21 protein-coding genes and 3 riboswitches are annotated in these 18,991 nt (G+C 37.1%); of the genes, 12 read left to right on the top strand and 9 right to left on the bottom strand.

The window, feature by feature from the left end; translation table 11 throughout:
- Positions 1–15: 15 nt before the first annotated feature.
- The 3 genes from MKX72_RS04925 to MKX72_RS04935 form a co-directional block, all read right to left on the bottom strand.
- Positions 16–669, bottom strand: coding sequence for an urea amidolyase associated protein UAAP2 (locus MKX72_RS04925; RefSeq protein WP_034269785.1), 654 nt, complete (start codon positions 667–669; stop codon positions 16–18).
- A 20-nt stretch (positions 670–689) separates the two neighbouring features.
- Complete coding sequence (locus MKX72_RS04930) at positions 690–1,427, bottom strand: urea amidolyase associated protein UAAP1 (RefSeq protein WP_034269787.1); 738 nt, start codon at positions 1,425–1,427, stop codon at positions 690–692.
- Between the two features lie 47 nt (positions 1,428–1,474).
- Positions 1,475–1,579, bottom strand: a riboswitch (guanidine-I (ykkC/yxkD leader).
- A 124-nt stretch (positions 1,580–1,703) separates the two neighbouring features.
- Positions 1,704–3,053, bottom strand: coding sequence for an APC family permease (locus MKX72_RS04935; RefSeq protein ID WP_034269790.1), 1,350 nt, complete (start codon positions 3,051–3,053; stop codon positions 1,704–1,706).
- A 63-nt stretch (positions 3,054–3,116) separates the two neighbouring features.
- A riboswitch (guanidine-I (ykkC/yxkD leader) is annotated at positions 3,117–3,218 on the bottom strand.
- A gap of 211 nt (positions 3,219–3,429) precedes the next feature.
- Positions 3,430–3,531, top strand: a riboswitch (purine riboswitch).
- Between the two features lie 509 nt (positions 3,532–4,040).
- On the opposite strand from MKX72_RS04935, the gene MKX72_RS04940 reads away from it, so the two are divergent.
- A complete protein-coding gene (locus MKX72_RS04940; RefSeq protein WP_223546327.1) occupies positions 4,041–5,366 on the top strand; it encodes an amidohydrolase family protein in 1,326 nt (441 codons plus the stop codon).
- A 47-nt stretch (positions 5,367–5,413) separates the two neighbouring features.
- Here MKX72_RS04940 and MKX72_RS04945 read toward each other — a convergent pair whose 3' ends face one another.
- A complete protein-coding gene (locus MKX72_RS04945; RefSeq protein WP_013055689.1) occupies positions 5,414–5,611 on the bottom strand; it encodes a cold-shock protein in 198 nt (65 codons plus the stop codon).
- A gap of 423 nt (positions 5,612–6,034) precedes the next feature.
- Between MKX72_RS04945 and MKX72_RS04950 the strand changes: the two genes are divergently transcribed.
- From MKX72_RS04950 to MKX72_RS04985, 8 genes are all read left to right on the top strand, one after another.
- The gene (locus tag MKX72_RS04950) at positions 6,035–6,667 is read left to right on the top strand and encodes an NAD(P)-dependent oxidoreductase (protein WP_033578197.1); all 633 of its coding nucleotides are present in this window, start codon (positions 6,035–6,037) and stop codon (positions 6,665–6,667) included.
- Positions 6,668–6,840: 173 nt separating this feature from the next.
- Positions 6,841–7,827, top strand: coding sequence for a Gfo/Idh/MocA family protein (locus MKX72_RS04955; protein WP_033578198.1), 987 nt, complete (start codon positions 6,841–6,843; stop codon positions 7,825–7,827).
- Between the two features lie 573 nt (positions 7,828–8,400).
- Positions 8,401–8,943: a peroxiredoxin gene (locus MKX72_RS04960; RefSeq protein WP_155008423.1), complete on the top strand. Its 543-nt coding sequence runs from the start codon at positions 8,401–8,403 to the stop codon at positions 8,941–8,943.
- A 116-nt stretch (positions 8,944–9,059) separates the two neighbouring features.
- Positions 9,060–9,503, top strand: coding sequence for a TlpA family protein disulfide reductase (locus MKX72_RS04965; protein WP_013055693.1), 444 nt, complete (start codon positions 9,060–9,062; stop codon positions 9,501–9,503).
- Between the two features lie 473 nt (positions 9,504–9,976).
- Complete coding sequence (locus MKX72_RS04970; RefSeq protein ID WP_048020133.1) at positions 9,977–10,588, top strand: sigma-70 family RNA polymerase sigma factor; 612 nt, start codon at positions 9,977–9,979, stop codon at positions 10,586–10,588.
- Positions 10,581–10,727, top strand: coding sequence for a YvrJ family protein (locus MKX72_RS04975; RefSeq protein WP_013055696.1), 147 nt, complete (start codon positions 10,581–10,583; stop codon positions 10,725–10,727). Before MKX72_RS04970 ends, MKX72_RS04975 begins: the two co-directional genes overlap by 8 nt.
- A 4-nt stretch (positions 10,728–10,731) precedes the next feature.
- On the top strand, positions 10,732–10,959 hold the full coding sequence (locus MKX72_RS04980; protein ID WP_047751557.1) for a helix-turn-helix domain-containing protein: 228 nt from the start codon (positions 10,732–10,734) through the stop codon (positions 10,957–10,959).
- 377 nt (positions 10,960–11,336) lie between these two features.
- The gene (locus MKX72_RS04985; RefSeq protein WP_230683443.1) at positions 11,337–12,869 is read left to right on the top strand and encodes a diguanylate cyclase domain-containing protein; all 1,533 of its coding nucleotides are present in this window, start codon (positions 11,337–11,339) and stop codon (positions 12,867–12,869) included.
- A gap of 28 nt (positions 12,870–12,897) precedes the next feature.
- On the opposite strand, the gene MKX72_RS04990 is transcribed toward MKX72_RS04985, so the two are convergent.
- The 5 genes from MKX72_RS04990 to MKX72_RS05010 form a co-directional block, all read right to left on the bottom strand.
- Positions 12,898–13,071, bottom strand: coding sequence for a twin-arginine translocase TatA/TatE family subunit (locus MKX72_RS04990; RefSeq protein ID WP_013055701.1), 174 nt, complete (start codon positions 13,069–13,071; stop codon positions 12,898–12,900).
- A gap of 73 nt (positions 13,072–13,144) precedes the next feature.
- The gene (locus tag MKX72_RS04995; protein ID WP_033578200.1) at positions 13,145–13,459 is read right to left on the bottom strand and encodes a DMT family transporter; all 315 of its coding nucleotides are present in this window, start codon (positions 13,457–13,459) and stop codon (positions 13,145–13,147) included.
- Position 13,460: 1 nt separating this feature from the next.
- The gene (gene sugE / locus MKX72_RS05000; RefSeq protein WP_028412237.1) at positions 13,461–13,802 is read right to left on the bottom strand and encodes a quaternary ammonium compound efflux SMR transporter SugE; all 342 of its coding nucleotides are present in this window, start codon (positions 13,800–13,802) and stop codon (positions 13,461–13,463) included.
- A 42-nt stretch (positions 13,803–13,844) separates the two neighbouring features.
- Entirely contained in the window at positions 13,845–14,435 is a 591-nt protein-coding gene (locus MKX72_RS05005; protein ID WP_155008421.1) for a TetR/AcrR family transcriptional regulator, read from the bottom strand.
- An 84-nt stretch (positions 14,436–14,519) separates the two neighbouring features.
- Positions 14,520–15,173 (bottom strand): hypothetical protein, encoded by a 654-nt coding sequence (locus tag MKX72_RS05010; protein ID WP_155008420.1) that lies wholly within the window; start codon positions 15,171–15,173, stop codon positions 14,520–14,522.
- A gap of 908 nt (positions 15,174–16,081) precedes the next feature.
- Here MKX72_RS05010 and pgsB point away from each other — a divergent pair.
- Genes pgsB through MKX72_RS05025 form a run of 3 tightly spaced genes read left to right on the top strand, consistent with a single transcriptional unit; the run spans position 16,082 to position 18,966 of the window.
- The gene (gene pgsB / locus MKX72_RS05015) at positions 16,082–17,263 is read left to right on the top strand and encodes a poly-gamma-glutamate synthase PgsB (protein ID WP_014461310.1); all 1,182 of its coding nucleotides are present in this window, start codon (positions 16,082–16,084) and stop codon (positions 17,261–17,263) included.
- Between the two features lie 16 nt (positions 17,264–17,279).
- The gene (pgsC, locus tag MKX72_RS05020) at positions 17,280–17,729 is read left to right on the top strand and encodes a poly-gamma-glutamate biosynthesis protein PgsC (protein ID WP_013055707.1); all 450 of its coding nucleotides are present in this window, start codon (positions 17,280–17,282) and stop codon (positions 17,727–17,729) included.
- 40 nt (positions 17,730–17,769) lie between these two features.
- The gene (locus MKX72_RS05025; protein ID WP_028412240.1) at positions 17,770–18,966 is read left to right on the top strand and encodes a CapA family protein; all 1,197 of its coding nucleotides are present in this window, start codon (positions 17,770–17,772) and stop codon (positions 18,964–18,966) included.
- Positions 18,967–18,991: the final 25 nt, after the last annotated feature.

Genomic DNA, 18,991 nt, shown 5'->3' on the forward strand with positions numbered 1-18,991 from the left:
GATGAACACTCCTTTTTATAATGAATCCCAAATAACTAAGCGAATAGGGGTAGGGTTATAATCGTTGCACGGATTGTTAAGCTGAGGGCAGTTGCTGATCAATACAAGTGTAGGATTGATCGCTTCCATTTCTACATAGTATCCAGGTGCAGACACTCCGTCATTAAACGTTAATCCGCCGCTTGGCGTCACAGGTACATTCATAAAAAAGTTTACGTTCGGTGCTAAATCTCTTTTAGTGTAGCGGCTATCATATTTTGATAGCTGCAGCATAAATGTATCTCGGCAGTTATGCATCGGAAGCGTGTCATGTGCATAACGTACGGTGTTGCTTTGTGCGGAACAAGCTCCACCTAGGGTATCGTGGCGTCCGCACGTGTCAGCTACAATTTTGACTAGTTCTTTGCCAGATTGAGAAAGCAGCACCGTGCCGGTGGATAAATAAATATTTCCTTGATTAGCAATCGTCGATACTGCACTGTAATGATCTTCTGGATTTTCTGCATCAAAGAATAACGTATCCGCTGCTTGATTTCCTTTTACATCTATTATTCTAAGAGTTTGGCCTGCTTTAAGTTCGTGCATCCAGCCGTCCCCAGCCAGTACCGTTTCATCATAAATTGCGTTCTCTATTTTTCTGCTGCTTTCCACTCGATTAAATACAGCCATTATAGAAGCCTCCTTCATTTTTAAATCGTTGATAATGTTTTATTTCCAAGCAATAGGTCATAAGACCATGTGTTTTCAAACGCTCGTTTATTTTCAGGTCTAAAATTTAAACAGTAGTCGTCTGAGCTTACAGGAGCTGCTTCATCTACGGTTATTTCAATCGGAACAGAAGGATACGTTTCGCTCGGGTCTAGGGGGTTAGGTGTATTAGACAGTAGAAAAAGCAAATCCATCTCTGTTCTAAGCGTAATAAAATCTCCTTTTTTACAATGAGAAGAAACAAAATTCATATTGCCTTCTTCGTCGCAGTATACTTTTGAAAATAAGTTAAGATTAGGGACTAAATCCCGTGTTGTTAAACCGTTGCGCAGAAGCTCCATTGAGAAGTTTTCTTCGCCATTCCTTCGCCATTCGTTTCGGGATTCTTGATAAGTAGATGCACCGTATTTTTGATGAGTTAAGCTGCGCGTAGTATAGCCTGAAATGGTATCATGCCAGCCGGTGGTGTCAGCAGTAATGCTTGCAAATGCTCTGCCGTTGTCACTCATCAGAACGTGTCCTTTTGTTAAATGAGCAGTATGCTGAGCTTTTAAGGTATCAGGCATGTTGTATCGTTCCGTTAAATCATAAGCGTTGTACAATAGTAGGGATGCGTTTGCACCGGATTCTTGTGCGGTAAACGTCACTGATTTTCCTCTCCCAATTCGTCCTGACCATTTTCCGCCCGCTGGGATGGTTTGCTTCCAGATATAACTCATAAAATAACCTCCTTAGAATAAAAAAAGGATAAAAGCTTGGGAGAGTAGTCTCCCAGGCTTTTATCCTTCCGTGTTATACAGCATAGCGCCATATCGCTCTCTCTCGGACCAGTCTTTAACGTATGTTAAACGGAACCCTAGACAGCTTTTTTGTTCTTAACATCTGTAAGAACCTTTATCCATTTGTGGCTTTCGATTAATCGTAGTATAGTATGTTTGAAAATAAGTTGACAAGCAGTTTGTTAGAATACCTGACACAAAAACTGATTTTTCAGTTTATTTTTCAGGGACCGTCACTTTTGAATGATCTCTCTTTACAAAAGGAGCCGATAGTCGAGATTTTACAAATAAATAGAGAAACCCAACCGTAAGCCAGGCGACACCAATCAAAAGAGTGTCTTTGTTTAACAGTGTGAGCAGCCATCCGATAAATGCCGCTCCTATCAAAGGGAAGATTAAATAAAGTATTGTTTCAGTAAACGACCGTTTCTTTAACTTAATATAAAAATGGGCAATGACTGATAGATTAACAAATGTAAAAGCGGTTAAGGCACCGAAACTGACAAAAGTAACGGCTGTGTTTAAATCAATAAACATTCCCAAAAACGAAAAAGCGGTAACAAGCAAGATATTCACCACGGGCGTTTTAAACGTTGGATGAATATATGAAAATACCTTCTGAGGCAGCACGGATTCACGGCCTAAAGCATATAAAAAGCGAGTCACGCTTGTGACTGAAGAAACTCCTTGAGTAAAGGTTGCGATAATTAAGACCGTAATAAATAGACTGCTTAAAAGATTTCCGCCCACTAATTTTACAAGGGTGTAGGCAGCATTATCAGGATTAGTAAATGTGAATCCCGGATAGGCAATCTGTGTAAAATACGAAATAGCGATGTACATAACAGCTGCAATACAAACAATAAGAAAAATGGCTTTTGGAATGGTCCTTTCCGGTTGAATCGTTTCTTCCGCCATTGTTGTAACGGCATCAAATCCTAAAAAGCAAAAGCAAATGAGCGCAGCTCCAGAAAAGATAGTCGTAAACGGTACATCTGAAGCCAAAAAAGGATGAAGTGAAAAAAGAGTAGAAGAACTAGCTTGACCTGTTGCAATATCTTTGATGATAAATAAACAAAACAAACTTATAAATAGAATCTGAACTACAACAGAGATGCCGCTTATACGAGCGACAGATTTAATACCAACAATATTGACTAAAGCTAAGATAATGTTCATGACAATGACCCATACGTATACAGGAATAGAAGGAAATTCTGTATGCATAAAAATACCAAATGTTAAAATAGCGATAATAGGGGAGAAAATATAGTCTAAAAGAAGTGCCCAGCCTACTAAAAAGCCAAGGCGAGGATGTATAGCTTTTTTCGTATACGTATAAGCAGATCCTGCTATTGGATATGCTTTTACCATTCGGCTATAGCTATATGCGGTAAAAAAGATAGCTAAAAAAGCAATTAAATAAGCAAGGACCATTTGCCCTCCAGCCGCATCGTAGGCTACTCCGTAAACTGTAAAGAAAATCATCGGAGTCATCCAGGCAAGACCCAAAAATACAATTTGATATACCTTTAGCGATTTACTTAACGCTGGTTGGTTGTTCATATAAATCCCTTCTTTCCTCTATTTTATACTAGTAAAAAAGAAAAGCCTGGGAGAATGATGTCATTCTCCCAGGCTTTTATCCTTCCGTGTATACGGACCGTTCCGTACGCTCTCTCTCGGACCAGCCTTTAACATGTGTTAAACGGAACCCTAGATCGCTTTTTGTCTTCAACAGAGTGAAGACCTTTATAGATAATGTAAGTAGTTCGAAGTATAAGCAGGATTATAAGAAGATGCAACTACTGTGTTAGATAGTTTAACAAACTTTTAAAAAAAGTAAACTTTTGTAAAAGGCGAACTATATATAATTTTATTAAAAAGATTATTCGTTTATATTTGACTTATAGAGAGACCTATAGTATATTTGTAGACAAGAAAAAGCTAAATACGGTTCACTCATATATGTTTGAGAATATGGCTCAGACGTTTCTACCTTATCACCGTAAATGATAGGACTATGAGTAAAAAGTGAATCTAGGTTCCCATTTTTACGTTAGTAGAAAGTTTGGTCCAAGCGATTCACATATTCATTTTTGAAAAGAAGTGGATATGACACCGAAGGGATAAAAGCCCAGGCGGGTAGGTTTTTGCTCATTGTATTTGAGAGACCTGCCTTTGTTTGGGCTTTTTCTTATGTGTCTATTTACAGTGTGAGCGAGTGGTGGAAATTTTTTGCTTGTATCTGCATTGCTTTCTGGGGAGAATAGCGATGCAAAGCATGAAATCACTCACTGAAGCTTTATCTGTAAGCCCTCATTTAACCATGGGAAGTACATTCTATCTATTTTCTAGCATTTTTTCTTTGATGAGCAGCGTGGGGACGCTGCTCTTTTTTTTTGTTCTTGCTTTTTTCTCTGTAAATAAAGGCCTTTAGAGAGAAGGTGATTCGCGAAATTTGGCGAATTAATGCTTTAAACAATAAATGATAAATAAGATAAAGCGGTCTATGAAAAATGAAGAAGTTGAAAAATTGAGGAGGGAATTATATTGCTTCACTTAATTAATGTTCGCTTGCCAATTATGCACGATCACGCTCTTTTTGAAGTGAAAATTTCAAATGGAATGTATACTTCTATCGTTTTACAAAACGGTTATCTTGAAGGTGACGAGTTTTTTCCGCTACACGCGGCCGTGTTAGGAAAAGAAACGTCACTTGATGCACAGGGGCGTGTACTATTACCAGGATTTGTAGATATGCATATGCATTTAGACAAAGCTCATTCGCTTCCTCAGGTACCCAATCTATCTGGAACTCTTCAAGAAGCCATTAAAAATTACAGCAGCAGCCTGCCGGCATTTCCAGAAGAAGAAATTAAGCAGCGAATGTTAAAAACTGCTTTGCAGGCATTAGCTAACGGTACGACTACGATTCGAACGCATATTGATTTTGACTGCAGCATGGAAGAAGATAGCTTATTTCGAAGTTTACAAGCGGCTGTCGAAGTGAGAGATGAATTAAGCCCGTATATGGATGTGCAGGTTGTTCCGCTATTCTCTAACTTAGACATTGATGATATGCATAAGATGACTAAAATTGAACGAGCATTCGACCTTGAAATTGATGCGATTGGAGGCTGTCCTCATTTAGCTGGAAATCCAGAAAAAGAGATTGATGCTCTGTTTTCGCTGGCTCAAGCCTATAATAAACCTCTTGACTTACATGTGGATGAAAGCGATGATCCATCTGTTGATACGATAATTAATATTGCTCATAGAACAATTGAATTGAATATGGAAGGAAAAGTGGTAGTGGGGCATCTTTGTTCGCTTGCAGGAATGACTGATGCAAAAGTGAAAGAAATCTTAAACCTTTTGAAACAGGCGAAAATTGGAGTTGTCACATTACCTGCTTCTAATTTATATTTACAGGGAAGGGAAGATAAAGGAATTGTAAGACGAGGCGTAACGCGTATTCGCGACATACAAAAAGCAGCGATTCCGATTGCTACTGCATCTGATAACGTGAACGACCCCTTTCATCCGTTTGGAAAAGCAGACTTGCTGCAAGTAGGGTTACTAACTGCCTATGCTGCACATATGGGAAGTCCAGATGATCAGCGGCAGTTGCTCCGAATGATTACAAGTATACCAGCCCGGCTGATTGGAAAAGAAAAGTATGGAGTGGAAGAAGGAAACGAAGCAAACTTTGTTCTGTTAAATGTCCAGTCTGTACAGGAAATATGGACTGAACTTCCTGAAACTCGCTTTGTTTTCAACAAGCATCGCTGGCTTAGCGTAAAAGAGACGCATCAGCGGCTCGCGGATACGAACTTGACTAATCTTTGGCAGGAAAATCAAATTTTAATTGGTTAAATAGACATAAAAAGAAGCTGTCACTAAAGTGACAGCTTCTTAATCAATTACTTTTGAACGTTAGCAGCTTGTGGTCCACGAGCTCCATCTTCGATTTCAAATGTAACTTCTTGACCTTCTTCAAGTGATTTGAAACCTTCGCCTTGGATAGCTGAGAAGTGTACGAATACGTCGTCTTGTCCTTCTACTTCGATGAATCCAAAACCTTTTTCTGCATTAAACCATTTTACTTTACCTTGTACCATTGTAGTACCTCCTGTGTGGAAAATCCACGAATATATTACTATCTCTGCTCAATTTCAATAAGAATCACTTTAAAGAAAGTCTTTCTATTTGTTAACACCGAACAAGAAATAATATACCTAGTATAACACTTTTTTATAAAAAAGAAACCTTTTTTCATAAAAAAGTACTCTGAGATAAAAATAAGTTGAAAATATGGGAATATTTTGAAATAGTAAATAAGCTATTGTTTTGTGGATTTTTTAGCGATCCCTAAAATCTTTTATCTCGTAAAAAAATGAATAGTGAGGTTGACAAATTGAATAACGTGTAACTATAATGGTTACAACGAGCTGAAAAGAAATAGCAGTGTTATAAAAGCTCAAATTTTTTTGTGTAATGTGTAACTATTGTGGTTACAACAAAAATAAAAGGAGAGAATAAAAATGAAAATTGGCGTTATTGGAGCAACAGGAAAAGCAGGTCAATTAATTATGGAAGAAGCAAAACAGAGAGGACATGAAGTAACAGCCATTGTTCGAAATGCTTCTAAACTAAAAAATCAAACAAACGTAATTGAAAAAGATATTTTTGTCATTACTTCAAAAGACATTGAACAGTTCGATGCTGTGGTAGACGCATTTAATGCACCTCCCGGAAGTGAACAGATGCACGTTGAGTCTATACAATCACTTATTAAAGCATTTCAAGGTGTTCAAACGCGACTCGCAGTAGTGGGCGGAGCAGGAAGTTTATTTGTAGATGAAGAAAAAACAATGCCTTTAATGAGCACAGAAGGTTTTCCAGCAGCTTATTATCCAACGGCTTCAAATATGGGCAAAGGTTTAAAAGAACTAGAAAAATCAACTATAGATTGGACTTATTTAAGCCCAGCCGCTTTTTTTGACCCAGAAGGTGCTCGCACTGGAGCCTATCAATTAGGAAAAGATCACGTGATCACAAATAGTCAAAATGAAAGCTATATTAGCTATGCTGATTATGCGATTGCTTTAATAGATGAGTTAGAGAATAAAAACTATGTAAACGAACGTTTTGCTGTAGTGGGTGAGAAAGCATAAGCTTACGTTTGAGTCATATAAAAAAACAGCTTACATTTGTTGTGAGCTGTTTTTTTATATAGAACAAAATAGATATAAAGCAACGGAAAATGGTATAGATTTTTTATTATTTCTTCGTTTTTCTTTTTAAAAACGATACAATACAACATAGATGATAAAAAGGAGATGAAAAGATGATTCGTTTTGGTGTAATAGGAACAAACTGGATAACAGATCGACTGTTAGAATCAGCTCAGTATGTAGACGACTTTCAGCTTGCAGCTGTTTATTCTCGAACCATTGAAAAAGCAGAAGCATTTGCAGGTAAATATGATATTCCTCATATATTTACTGATTTGGAGGAAATGGCAGCGAGTGCTGAAATTGATGCCGTGTATATTGCTACTCCAAATGCTTATCATGCGGAACAAGCTATCTTATTTTTGAAAAATAACAAGCATGTACTGTGTGAAAAACCGCTCGCAGCCAATGCAGCAGAAGTAACTCGGATGATTCAAACAGCCAAGAATCACAATGTGTTACTAATGGAAGCGATGAAATCAACCCTTCTTCCTAACTTCAAAGTGATTCAAGAGAACTTACATAAAGTTGGTCCAATTCGAAAATACGTGGCATCTTACTGTCAGTATTCTTCTCGTTATGATAAATATAAAGAAGGTATCGTGCTTAATGCCTTTAAGCCAGAGCTTGCCAACGGTTCACTGATGGATTTAGGTGTATATTGTCTTTATCCTCTGATTACGTTGTTTGGAGGGCCTCATAAAATAAAGGCAACGGCGTTTATGCTAGAATCTGGAGTAGATGGAGAAGGATCAGTTGCTTTAGAGTACGAAGATCGTGACGCGGTCATCATGTATTCTAAAATTACAAATTCGCATTTACCAAGTGAAATTCAAGGAGAAAAAGGCAGTATGATTATTGACAAAATACATACCGCTGAAAAGGTAGAAATTCGATACAATGACGGACGGGTAGAAGAGTTAACGGTCGATCAGCCTTATCCTGCTATGTACTATGAAATAAATGAATTCGTAGAGCTGTTAAAGCAAGGAAAGATGGAATCGGACACAAATTCTTATGAAAATTCATATCTAACAATGCACGTGATGGATAAAGTGCGAGAGCAAATCGGTCTTGTATATCCGAATGATAAGAAATAAATAAAAGAGGCTGGACAAAAGTAGTTTAGTTGAAGGAAGATCCGAACGAGTTTGATTCTTGATGGAGAATTAAACTCGTTCGGTTTTTTTAATGGGTAGGGTAAAAGCAGGTTTTAAGTAACAAGTAGTGACCCTTATTAGATGATTTATACCATTTGTTCGTCTCTAAATTGGATTTAGATCGTTATGTCTGATTCTCTTTTATTGTAGTTATAAAGAGCATAATTGAGATTTGAAATCTTGTTGCAGCACACTGCAAAAGCAAATATGTTGAAACAAGGGAAGTTTTTTAGTATCTTCTATGTTCATTCATCCCTGCATACATAGGATTAATCAAAGGAAAGAATAAAAAGAGTGAGAAATATTCGATAATCAATCCTAGATTAAAATGATTATAAAAAAGTATTGACTATAATAATAGCTCGTGTATAATAAAGAATGTAATCAATAGTTATTACTAGTTTATAATGATACTAATAATCGTTATCAAATAGTAAATAGTGCTGATTGCATTAAAAATAATACATACAAGCATAGGCTTGTTAAATACATTGTACAAGGAGAGGTTTTGACATGGCAGAACGTATGGTAGGAAAACAAGCACCACGCTTCGAAATGGAAGCTGTACTTGCAAATAAGGAATTTGGAAAAGTAAGTTTAGAAGAAAATATGAAAAACGGTAAATGGACAGTATTGTTCTTCTATCCAATGGACTTTACATTCGTATGTCCAACAGAAATTACAGCCCTATCAGATCACTACGAAGAGTTAGAGGATCTAGATGCTGAAGTGGTAGGTGTTTCTACAGATACAATTCATACTCACTTAGCTTGGATTAACACAGATCGTAAAGATAATGGGCTTGGAGATTTAAATTATCCATTAGCTGCAGATCCAACTCATGCAGTAGCACGTGATTACGGCGTATTAATTGAAGAAGAAGGCGTAGCGCTTCGCGGATTATTCATTATTAATCCAGAAGGTGAATTACAATATGCAGTTGTAAACCATAACAACATCGGCCGCAGCGTAGAAGAAACATTACGTGTACTTCAAGCACTTCAAACTGGCGGACTTTGCCCAGCTAACTGGAAACCAGGTCAAAAAACACTTTAATAAATAACGGTAGAGTAGAGGAGAACTTCCTCTACTGCTTCCATTAAGATAGAAAAGATAGTTTTCTAATTATAAAAGACGGAATATTCAGTTTTATTTATGAGGAGGATTTTAACATGAAATTACGTGAACAAATGCCTGAATTAACTGGAGCAACATCTTGGATTAACGACGAAGTGACAAAGGAAGATTTAGTAGGTGATAAAGCAACGCTTATCCACTTTTGGTCAGTAAGCTGCCATTTATGTAAAGAAGCAATGCCTGAAGTTAATGATCTTCGTGATGAGTATGATGATCAATTGAATGTTGTAGCGGTTCATATGCCTCGTTCGGAAGATGACTTAGATATGGGTGTTATTGAGGCAATGGCAATGGGACACGATATTACTCAGCCAATTTATGTAGACAGTGAGCATAAGTTAACAGACGCTTTTGAAAATAAATATGTACCAGCATATTATGTATTTGATAAAGAAGGTCAGCTTCGTCATTTCCAAGCGGGTGGAAATGGAATGCCAATGCTTCGCAAACGTATCAACCGCGTTTTAGGAGAAGAATAATCTATACATGAAGAAGAAATAAAAAGGGCCGGGATAAAAATATTTTAGCCGAAGTGAAAAACGACACACTGATCAACATGTTTGATTAGTGTGTCGTTTTTTTGTTATGCAGAACGTAGATTTCATCTGTTTCGTTCCTTCTAGCAGTTGATTGGAGCGCTAGCGACGAGGAGGCTCAGCGGCCGCCCGCGGAAAGCGAAGTCTTGCACGGAAATCAACTGCGGTGTAATAAGCAGTCCAGCTCATGTATCCTATTTGTTCGTCTTTAGATTGGATCCATTTCGTTATGTCTCAATCTCTTTTTTTTATTTTTACTGAGTCGTTTTGATTATTAATGAGCATTTCATCATATTGACATAAAAAACCTAATATAGTTAAATTTATATAAGAACAAACGTTCGTTTTTGGTGTTGTTATTTTACTCTTTTCTCCCTTTTTAATAAGTATAAGAAAAAAAGGAGGAGATTTGCACAATGACTCAGCTCTATTCGCAGCAAGAAAAGCGGCACGACAAAGAATGTACCTTTCATACATTTCTTACAAACCACAGCGCAACTCTTCAGACTCATATAATGAATACATTTTTGACACCAGAACGCTATGAGCGATTACAAAAAGCGGTTGTTAAAAATGATACAAAAGAACAAAGACTTCTAAACAAAGAATTTCATCAGTTTTATAGTGAAGTTAGATTGCTTCATTATATTAACAAGCTTTGCAGACATTATTCCAGAGATGTTATGCGTGTAAAAGAAAAAGAGCGTTCATATATTCCTCTTCGCCTGCAGCAGCCGGCTGCGCTAGATGGAAATCGAACAGTTGAAGATATGCTAGGAGTACAGGACGGAGCTGTATGGGAGCATGAATTTTTAGGAAATCAACTTGAAAATCGTATTCTTCATCATGCATTTCGCCAATTAACGGCCAAGCAGCAGTGTATGCTGCACTTGATTATTGTCGAACGCTGGACTCATAAAGAAATCGCTGCTTATTTTTCTATTTCTCAGCAAGCGGTTTCTAACCATTACCAACGTGCGCTAAGCAAGTTGAAAAAAATTATGAAGGTGAGTGATAGATATGTTTGATCCTCAATGGCTTCAACTTGTTGGAAACGTAGGATTTCCCGCTGTCCTTTCTTTTTATTTATTACTGCGTGTAGAAAACAATATAAAGCGACTTGAAGAAAAAGTGGAAGAATTAACAACTGACTTAAGAAAGAAGTGAAGAAATGGAAACTCTATATGAGCTTGTAAATAAAGTGAAAGCCGGAGATGAAGAAGCGTCAAGGCGTTTATTAAAAAAGCTGGAACCAAAACTAAATAAAGCTGTCCAAAACTTTTCACTGCATGAGAGAGAAGACGTAAAGCAAGATTTAAAGATTAAAATTCTTTCCGCTGTTAAGACGTTTGATTTTTCCAAAACGCCAGGGCTTTGGGAATTTTTACGCCATAAATAAAAAAGAGCGCTCGTTGTATCGACGCTCTTTTTTTTATTTTTGCTGCATTTCGACTACGTACCTTTCAGTGAAAAATACAAAAAATAGAAAATGGATAAATATTTTAAAAAAGGTAAAAGGTGATGTGTACACATAGAGTTTAGTAGTATACTAACAAGTAGAATTTCTTGTAGAAAAGGAAGATAAACACTCTTTATATAGTGAGGATGGTCGGCAACAAATAGAGTGTAGAACAGTTTTATTTAATGAAGGAAAAAAATGATAGTACTGTTCGATAAATCAAACAGTACTAGTTATAAAAAAGCAGCTGTAAACAATATGTAAGCTAAGAAGCCTATTGTTTTTGTTTTAGCTTTTGGAAAGAGGTGAAGAATAGAGTGAGTCAACTTCTCTTTAATATCACGTTAATTATTTCTTTCTTGTTTGCTGCGAGTATAGTTCGAGAGCAAATCATTTATAGAGTAGAAGGAATAAAACGGTATAAAATGTATCGCTTAATTTATTACGGATGTTCTTATGGACTATTAGGCAGCATTTTAATGATATATACAATTAAAATAGATTCTACTATTATTCTTGACCTTCGCTTTTTAGCGGTGACAATTGTTTGTCTTTATGCAGGAATGATACCGGCTATCATTGCAGCTTGTATTATAGGAGTAATGCGTTTGCTTTTATTTGGAATTACGGAAAGCGGAATAATAGGCGCTGCTACAATTATCGTAATGGCTTTACTGTCTGGGTGGACGGTTCGCTTACCTTATCGTCCATTTATTCGTTTTCAATTAATGAATTCTATTAGCTTGCTTTGCATATTTTTCTCCTTGTCCTTTCTTTTTAAAGATATGAAGCACGCCGCTGCGACTATCGTCTATTTACTCCCTGCTTCCTTTATAGGCGGGTGTTTAGTGTATCTAGCAGGTAGATATATATATGTATCTCGCGTAACGACAAGTCAGCATAAAAAACTGTCTAAAATGTTTTCGATTATGGTTCAAAATGCAAAGACAGGTACCATGATTGAAACGCCAAAGCGCGAGGTAGCCGTTATTAATCAAACTTTTTGTGACATGTTTGATATACCCGGGCCTCCTAATCAATACGTTGGACTGGAAAGTAATCAGCTGTTTTTATCTCACGCTCCTATGTTGAAAGATCCCGCTAGATTTTTAAAAACGGTAGAAAGCACCGTCTATTCAAAAGAGTCAATAGTAGATGAAGAAATTACGTTTATTAACGGTAAAATTTATGCGCGTGACTACATTCCAATCTATGAAGGTCATGTGTATATTGGCCACTATTGGGAATATCGAGATATTACGGAGAAAAAGAAGGCTGAGTGTGATCTTCGCAAAGCTAATAAAAAGCTTGAAATGCTGTCCATGAAAGATGGCTTAACGGGTCTGAACAACCGCCGATCTCTTGATAAACAGCTGGAAATCGAGTGGGAATACGCGCGGAAAGAAAAAGAGGCGCTTTCTTTTCTTCTATTTGATATTGATTATTTTAAAGCGTATAACGATACCTATGGCCATATTCAAGGAGACGAATGCTTAAAAGAAGTAGCGAAGATCGCTAAAAGCGTTGTCTTTGACGAATCGGTTTTTGTCGCAAGATACGGAGGAGAAGAGTTTGGTATATTGCTTCCTCGAGCTAATCAATATGAAGCGATCAGAATGGCAGAAGCTATTAGACAGCAAGTGGAGGACCGTGGAATTGTCCATCAAGCTTCTGAAGTGTTTAAGTGTGTCACTATCAGCGTTGGAATAATGACAGTCGTTCCATCCGAAAACATACGACCCATTTCAATTGTTCATCAAGCAGATCAGGCTTTATATGAAGCAAAGCGTACGGGTCGAAATCGAATTTCAGTATATTCTCACCACAAAGAAGCTGACTCAAACGTTTGAGTCAGCTTTTAAAAGAGATATAAGCCTCTTATTTAGGAGGGGCTTTTTCTTTTTCGTCTTCTTCCATAATTCCTTTTGTAGCGTTTTTAAACTCTTTTAACGTTTTTCCAGCAGCTTTTCCTAATTCCGGCAGTTTTTTAGGGCCAAAAAGCAATAGAGCGACAAATACAATTAAGGCAATTTCTCCAAACCCAAGGTTCATTGTCATCGTCTCCTATTTTTTGAAAGTGTTTACAAGTTTAGTATAGCACGAAAAGAGGGGAAGTAGTACACCCTTATCCAGTGATTTTAAGGCCAATTACACCTGCTACAATACAAAAAATAAATAGAATTCGACGCATATCTTTTGCTTCGCGAAAGAAAAGCATGCCGAGAAGTACACTTCCGGCAGCGCCTACTCCCGTCCATATACCGTAAGCTGTTCCAAGAGGTATTTCCTTTAACGCTAAGGAGAGAAGATAAAAACTTCCTGCACCAAAAAGGATAAATCCAATTGAAGGAAGCAATCGCTTAAATCCATCCGAAAGTTTTAAGAAAATCACAAATCCCACTTCGCAGAAACCGGCAGCTATTAATGCAATCCAGGCCATGTTAAGATTCCTCTCTTTCTGTTTCTTCAGTAGAAATTAACTTTAAACCGATAATTCCAAAAATCATTAATCCTAAAAATAAAATCTTTCCAATATTTACGCCTTCGTCTAAAACAGTCATACCGAGTATCGCTGTACCAGCAGCTCCTATACCAGTAAACACTGCATAAGCTGTTCCCACAGCAATTTTTTTTAAGGCATTTGAAAAGAAATAAAAGCTGATGACAATTGTGACGATCGTAATGATTGTTGGAGTTAATTCAGTAAATCCGTGTGAATATTTTAAGCCGATTGCCCATACAATCTCGAGCAAACCAGCGATAATAAGGTAAATCCAAGCCATTTTAATTCCTCCTTACATAATAATAAGCCCTTTTTACAGGGCCTATTTAGCGCGTATGCCTTCCCAAAATATTGTCCAAGCATCGTGGATTTTTTGATCATAATACTCTGGTTCATAGTAAAAGCGCTGAATGAACAGTCCGTCGGTTAAACAATAAAAGCTATTGATATACAAATCAATCGGACGGTCAATTATTTCGCCTTCAGCCATTCCCTGTGTAAAAATAGCATGCAGAATTTGATCAGACAATCGTTCGCTTCTTAAAAAAATAGCTTTTACTTCCGACTGCAAATGCTCAGGTGGAAACAAAATAAGACGACGGTACATCTGGCCAAAAGAATCTTTTTCAATCATCGTGCAGAAATCTACAACAAAGCAGTGAAGCTGTTCTTTAGTAGACTTTGTTTTATGCTGTTCGTATATAACAGATAACTTTGTTAAAAATAAATTCATTAAATCATGCACGGTTAGTAAAAATAAGTCGTCTTTGTTCTTAAAATGAGCGTACAGGGAAGGTTTTTTTATGCCTACTTTTGATGAGATATCAGCAAGCGATGTTTCTGTATAGCCTTTTTCTCCAAAGAGCTCCATTGCGGCAGCTCTAATTTTTTCTACAGTTGATAATTCACTCAAAAAAAGCTCCTCCTCAATCTAACTAACGGTCGTTAGGTAAAAGATATCAAATATAAAAAAAAGAAGCAAGGGAATCGCTTCTTTTTAATGTATTTTTACTAAATGACGCTGAGTTAAAAATAAAGAAAAGATAAAAATAAGCTCAAACGTATTTGTTACGGCTGTGCTTGGTATAGGAATTGACACGGCACTTCCTACAATCATCACGGCTACTCCAATCATCATGCTGCTCCACCTGGTCTTGCGAAATAAGGAAATTCCAACAAAAAGCAAAATAATCGCCACAATAAGAACCATAAGAGGGGGACCGGATGATCCCACTAATGTATAGCGAACAATGCCATATTCACGTACAACTTCCATACGCTGACTAATGGTCTCGATTATTTCATAGCTAATTAAGGCAAACGTAGTCAGCAAAAAAACAATGCCGGCAACAGATTTTTTAGCCCATGTGATCGTCGAATATTTCGCTACGCCATACGCAAAGAGCACCAAAGTAGGGGTAAATAAAGCGTGAAACCAAAAGCGAAGCATGCTGAGTGAACGTAAAGTATCGCCTTCACCGATAAATGAACCAATCCCAATCATTACATTATCGTAAATTAGTCCAGCTATTACTAAAGGAAGAAATAGCATGTAAAACGGCGAAGTGTTTTTTCGTACTACATATATGCTAAAGAAAAACAGGACAATGTAGCAAAAAGAAAATAGAAAATAAAGGATTGTATCAACCATTGTTTTCCTCCTTTTGATGATACTTCTTTTTTTTATGATAACATCATATGCCAAAAAAGTGAGAAATCATGCATTTTTCTAGGCAATCTTAACGGACAAAAGATGCCTTTATCGGTAGAAAGATTCAGAAAATATTGAAATAAAAATAGGAAAAGAGGCCATAGTCAAGAGATTTAGATTTACTGAATTGATTATTAAATAAAGGGAATCTATAAAATAACAACAAAAGAACTAGGTACATATGGAGTCTAAATGCTTATAAAATTAGAAAAAAATATTTAATGTCCTTTCTATTTAAGTAAGTTAAATGTAAGCAGAAAATGATAAATAAATGTATTTTTCTTACTTTTATATCTATCTATCATCCTCACAAGTACGGTTGTTAGACAAATTCAATTGGTATATCCATAAAAAGGAATTAATGGGATAAAATATTTTTTATTCCACCTTTATATTACAAAACGTTTTCTAAAGTTAAGAAATTTTTAATTACGTAATATTTCCGTGTGTTAATTGTAAGAGTGATGTATAAAATATTCCTGTTGTTATGGTAAAAAAAGGTATCGATGGGATTTTTCTAGGTAAATAAACTTTAGACCTATTCTGTAAATTTTAAATAAAACGATGAGTTTTTAATTCTGTAAATAGACAATCGGAATTGTAAGAATATATAACATTTGAGCTATTGACCACTAATGAGCGCAGATGATAGTTTTAGAGCTGTTGAAATTGGTGCTCGAGTCCATTTTTCAAAGCAGGTGTTTTAGCAGCATGCTAGCGCTGTTAATTGATTAGCTCCCATACATATATAAAGGGAGTGAAACTATGAAATCGTATATCTATCATTATGAATCAAAAGCATTCATAACGTATCCAACAGGAGAAGTTTGGAAGGAGAAGAATGAAACATGATCTTAATTATCCTATGCTGCCTATTTTTAGTAGGGTATGGCGTTTGGGAGTATCGCAGACATTTACGCAAGCTGCATTCAATTCCTGTACGAGTGAATGTTAATGGTATTCGCGGAAAATCCACCGTTACACGATTGATTACAGGTATTGTAAAAGAAGCAGGTTACAAAACAGTAGGGAAAACGACAGGAACACAAGCGCGTATGATCTACTGGCATACAAGTGAAGAAGAACCAATTATTCGTCGTAAAGAAGGTCCGAACATTGGAGAACAGCGACGAGTGGTAAATGAAGTTGCCGATATTGGCGCGGAAGCTCTTATTTGTGAATGTATGGCGGTACAGCCTGATTATCAAATCACATTCCAAAATCAGCTGATTCAAGCCAAGGTAGGCGTTATTGTAAACGTACTAGAAGATCACATGGATGTAATGGGTCCAACTCTAGATGAAGTTGCTCAAGCGTTCACTGCTACTATTCCTTATGATGGCCACCTTGTTACAATTGAAGGTCCATATTTGGAATACTATAAAAAAATAGCCGCAGAGCGCAACACAAAGGTTATTGTAGCTGACAATGATAAAGTATCTGAAGCGTATTTACGTGAATTTGATTATATGGTTTTCCCTGATAATGCTTCCATCGGTTTAGCAGTAGCAGAAGCACTTGGCATCGATGCTGAAACAGCGATGAGAGGAATGTTAAATGCCCAGCCTGACCCAGGAGCTATGAGAATTACAACATTTGGCGATGAAAAAAATCCAGCATTTTTAGTGAATGGATTTGCTGCCAACGACGCTTCTTCCACGCTTCGTATTTGGGAACGTGTAGATTCAATGAACTATAGTGAAAAGCTTCCTATTGTCATTATGAACTGCCGTCCGGACCGTGTAGATCGCACCGAGCAATTTGCTGAAGATGTAATGCCATACATTGAAGCGGATGTAATGATTGCAATTGGTCAGACGACCTCACCAATCGCTGCTGCACACCAAAGAGGCGAATTGCCAACAAAAGAATTCTGGGATATGGAAGGCGCTTCTACAGAAGAAATTTTAGAGCGCATGAAGCCTTATTTAAAAGATCGTATCGTATACGGTGTCGGAAATATCCACGGTTCAGCCGAGCCGCTTGTTGAAGCTATTATTGAAATGAAAAAGATGAGAAAAGCAGTTTAATCTAGGAGGCCATTTCATGTTCGGATCAGATTTATATATTGCCCTTGTGTTAGGGGTTACACTAAGCTTAATTTTTACAGAAAAAACGGGCGTATTGCCAGCCGGTCTTATCGTACCGGGGTATTTAGCTCTTGTATTTGATCAGCCAATTACCATTTTAATGATTTTCTTAATTAGTATTTTAACGTATGTTATCGTCGTGTACGGAATCTCAAAAGTAGTTATTTTATATGGACGTCGCAAATTTACAGCGATGTTAATTACGGGTATTGTGATTAAAGTTGCATTTGATTATTTCTTCCCGATCTTGCCGTTTGAAGTGTTTGAATTACGCGGAATTGGTATCATTGTACCGGGCTTAATTGCAAATACAATGCAAAAGCAAGGTCTTCCTTTAACAGTTGGAACAACGGTTTTATTAAGTGGTGTAACATTTGGAATTATGCAAGTTTATTATTTATTTTAATACACAAACAAACCGCAGCTGGTAAAGGAAGGTGAAAGCGTTGAAAGAGAAAAAATTAAACTTTCAAGAAAAAGTATTGATGTTTATAAAGAAAACAAAGCCTACAACGGGCAAGCAAGCTCTTATCTTAACGCCAATTTTAATCGTAATTTTAGCTCTTTCAGGATGGATGGAGCGTTCGGACGCTCTTGAAAACCCTGAGACGGCTAATCCAGAGGCCAATAATGATTTAACGATGACTATGGTCGGAGACATTATGATGGGTCGCCATGTAAGAGAAGTAACTGAACGCTACGGAGAAGATTTTGTATTCCGCAACGTGGAGCCGTTCTTTAAAAATTCGGATTACGTAAGCGGGAACTACGAAACGCCGATTTTAACAAACGACGTAGATTCATATAAAGCAATGGAAAAAGGTATTCATTTATATAGTAAGCCTGCTGATCTAGCGACCGTTAAAAATGCGGGTTTCGACGTATTAAACTTAGCGAACAACCATTCAATGGACTACAGTGCAAAAGGGTTAGAAGATACGATCTCTACTTTTGAAGCAAACAAATTAGATTTTGTTGGTGCTGGCCGTAACTCTGAAGAAGCAAAGCATATTTCATATAAAGATGCTGACGGCATCCGCATTGCAACCGTAGGGTTTACGGATGTACATTCAGACGGAATGTCCGCTGGAAAAAACAACCCAGGTATTTTAAAAGCAGATCCGGATCTTATTTTCAGCACGATCCAGCAAGCGAAAGCAAATGCTGATTTAGTTGTAGTAAATGCCCACTGGGGTGAAGAATACGATGCACAGCCAAGTCCTCGTCAAGAAGGACTAGCAAAAGCGATGGTAGACGCTGGTGCGGACATTATCATCGGTCACCATCCGCACGTTCTACAGTCATATGACGTATATAAAGGTTCGGTTATTTTCTATAGCCTAGGAAACTTTATCTTTGACCAAGGGTGGTCAAGTACGAAAAATACAGCGATGGTTCAGTATCATTTAAACAAGCAGGGCCAAGCTAAAATTGATGTTATTCCAATGGTTATTAAAGCAGGTACACCAACTCCAACGGATAACCCTTGGCGCATGAAGCGTATTTATAACGATTTAAACAAGTTTTCTTCAAACCCTGAACTGTTAGAAAAAGAACGAAACAAGTTTGAATTAAACTTAGATCATTCTCGCATTATAAAACATGCAGAGGAGCGCAAAAAGAAAGAAGCACAAGCTAACTAATAGCCCGTCATACACAGAGGAGGTA

This window comes from Priestia sp. FSL R5-0597, from assembly GCF_038006305.1.
GTDB lineage: Bacteria > Bacillota > Bacilli > Bacillales > Bacillaceae_H > Priestia > Priestia zanthoxyli.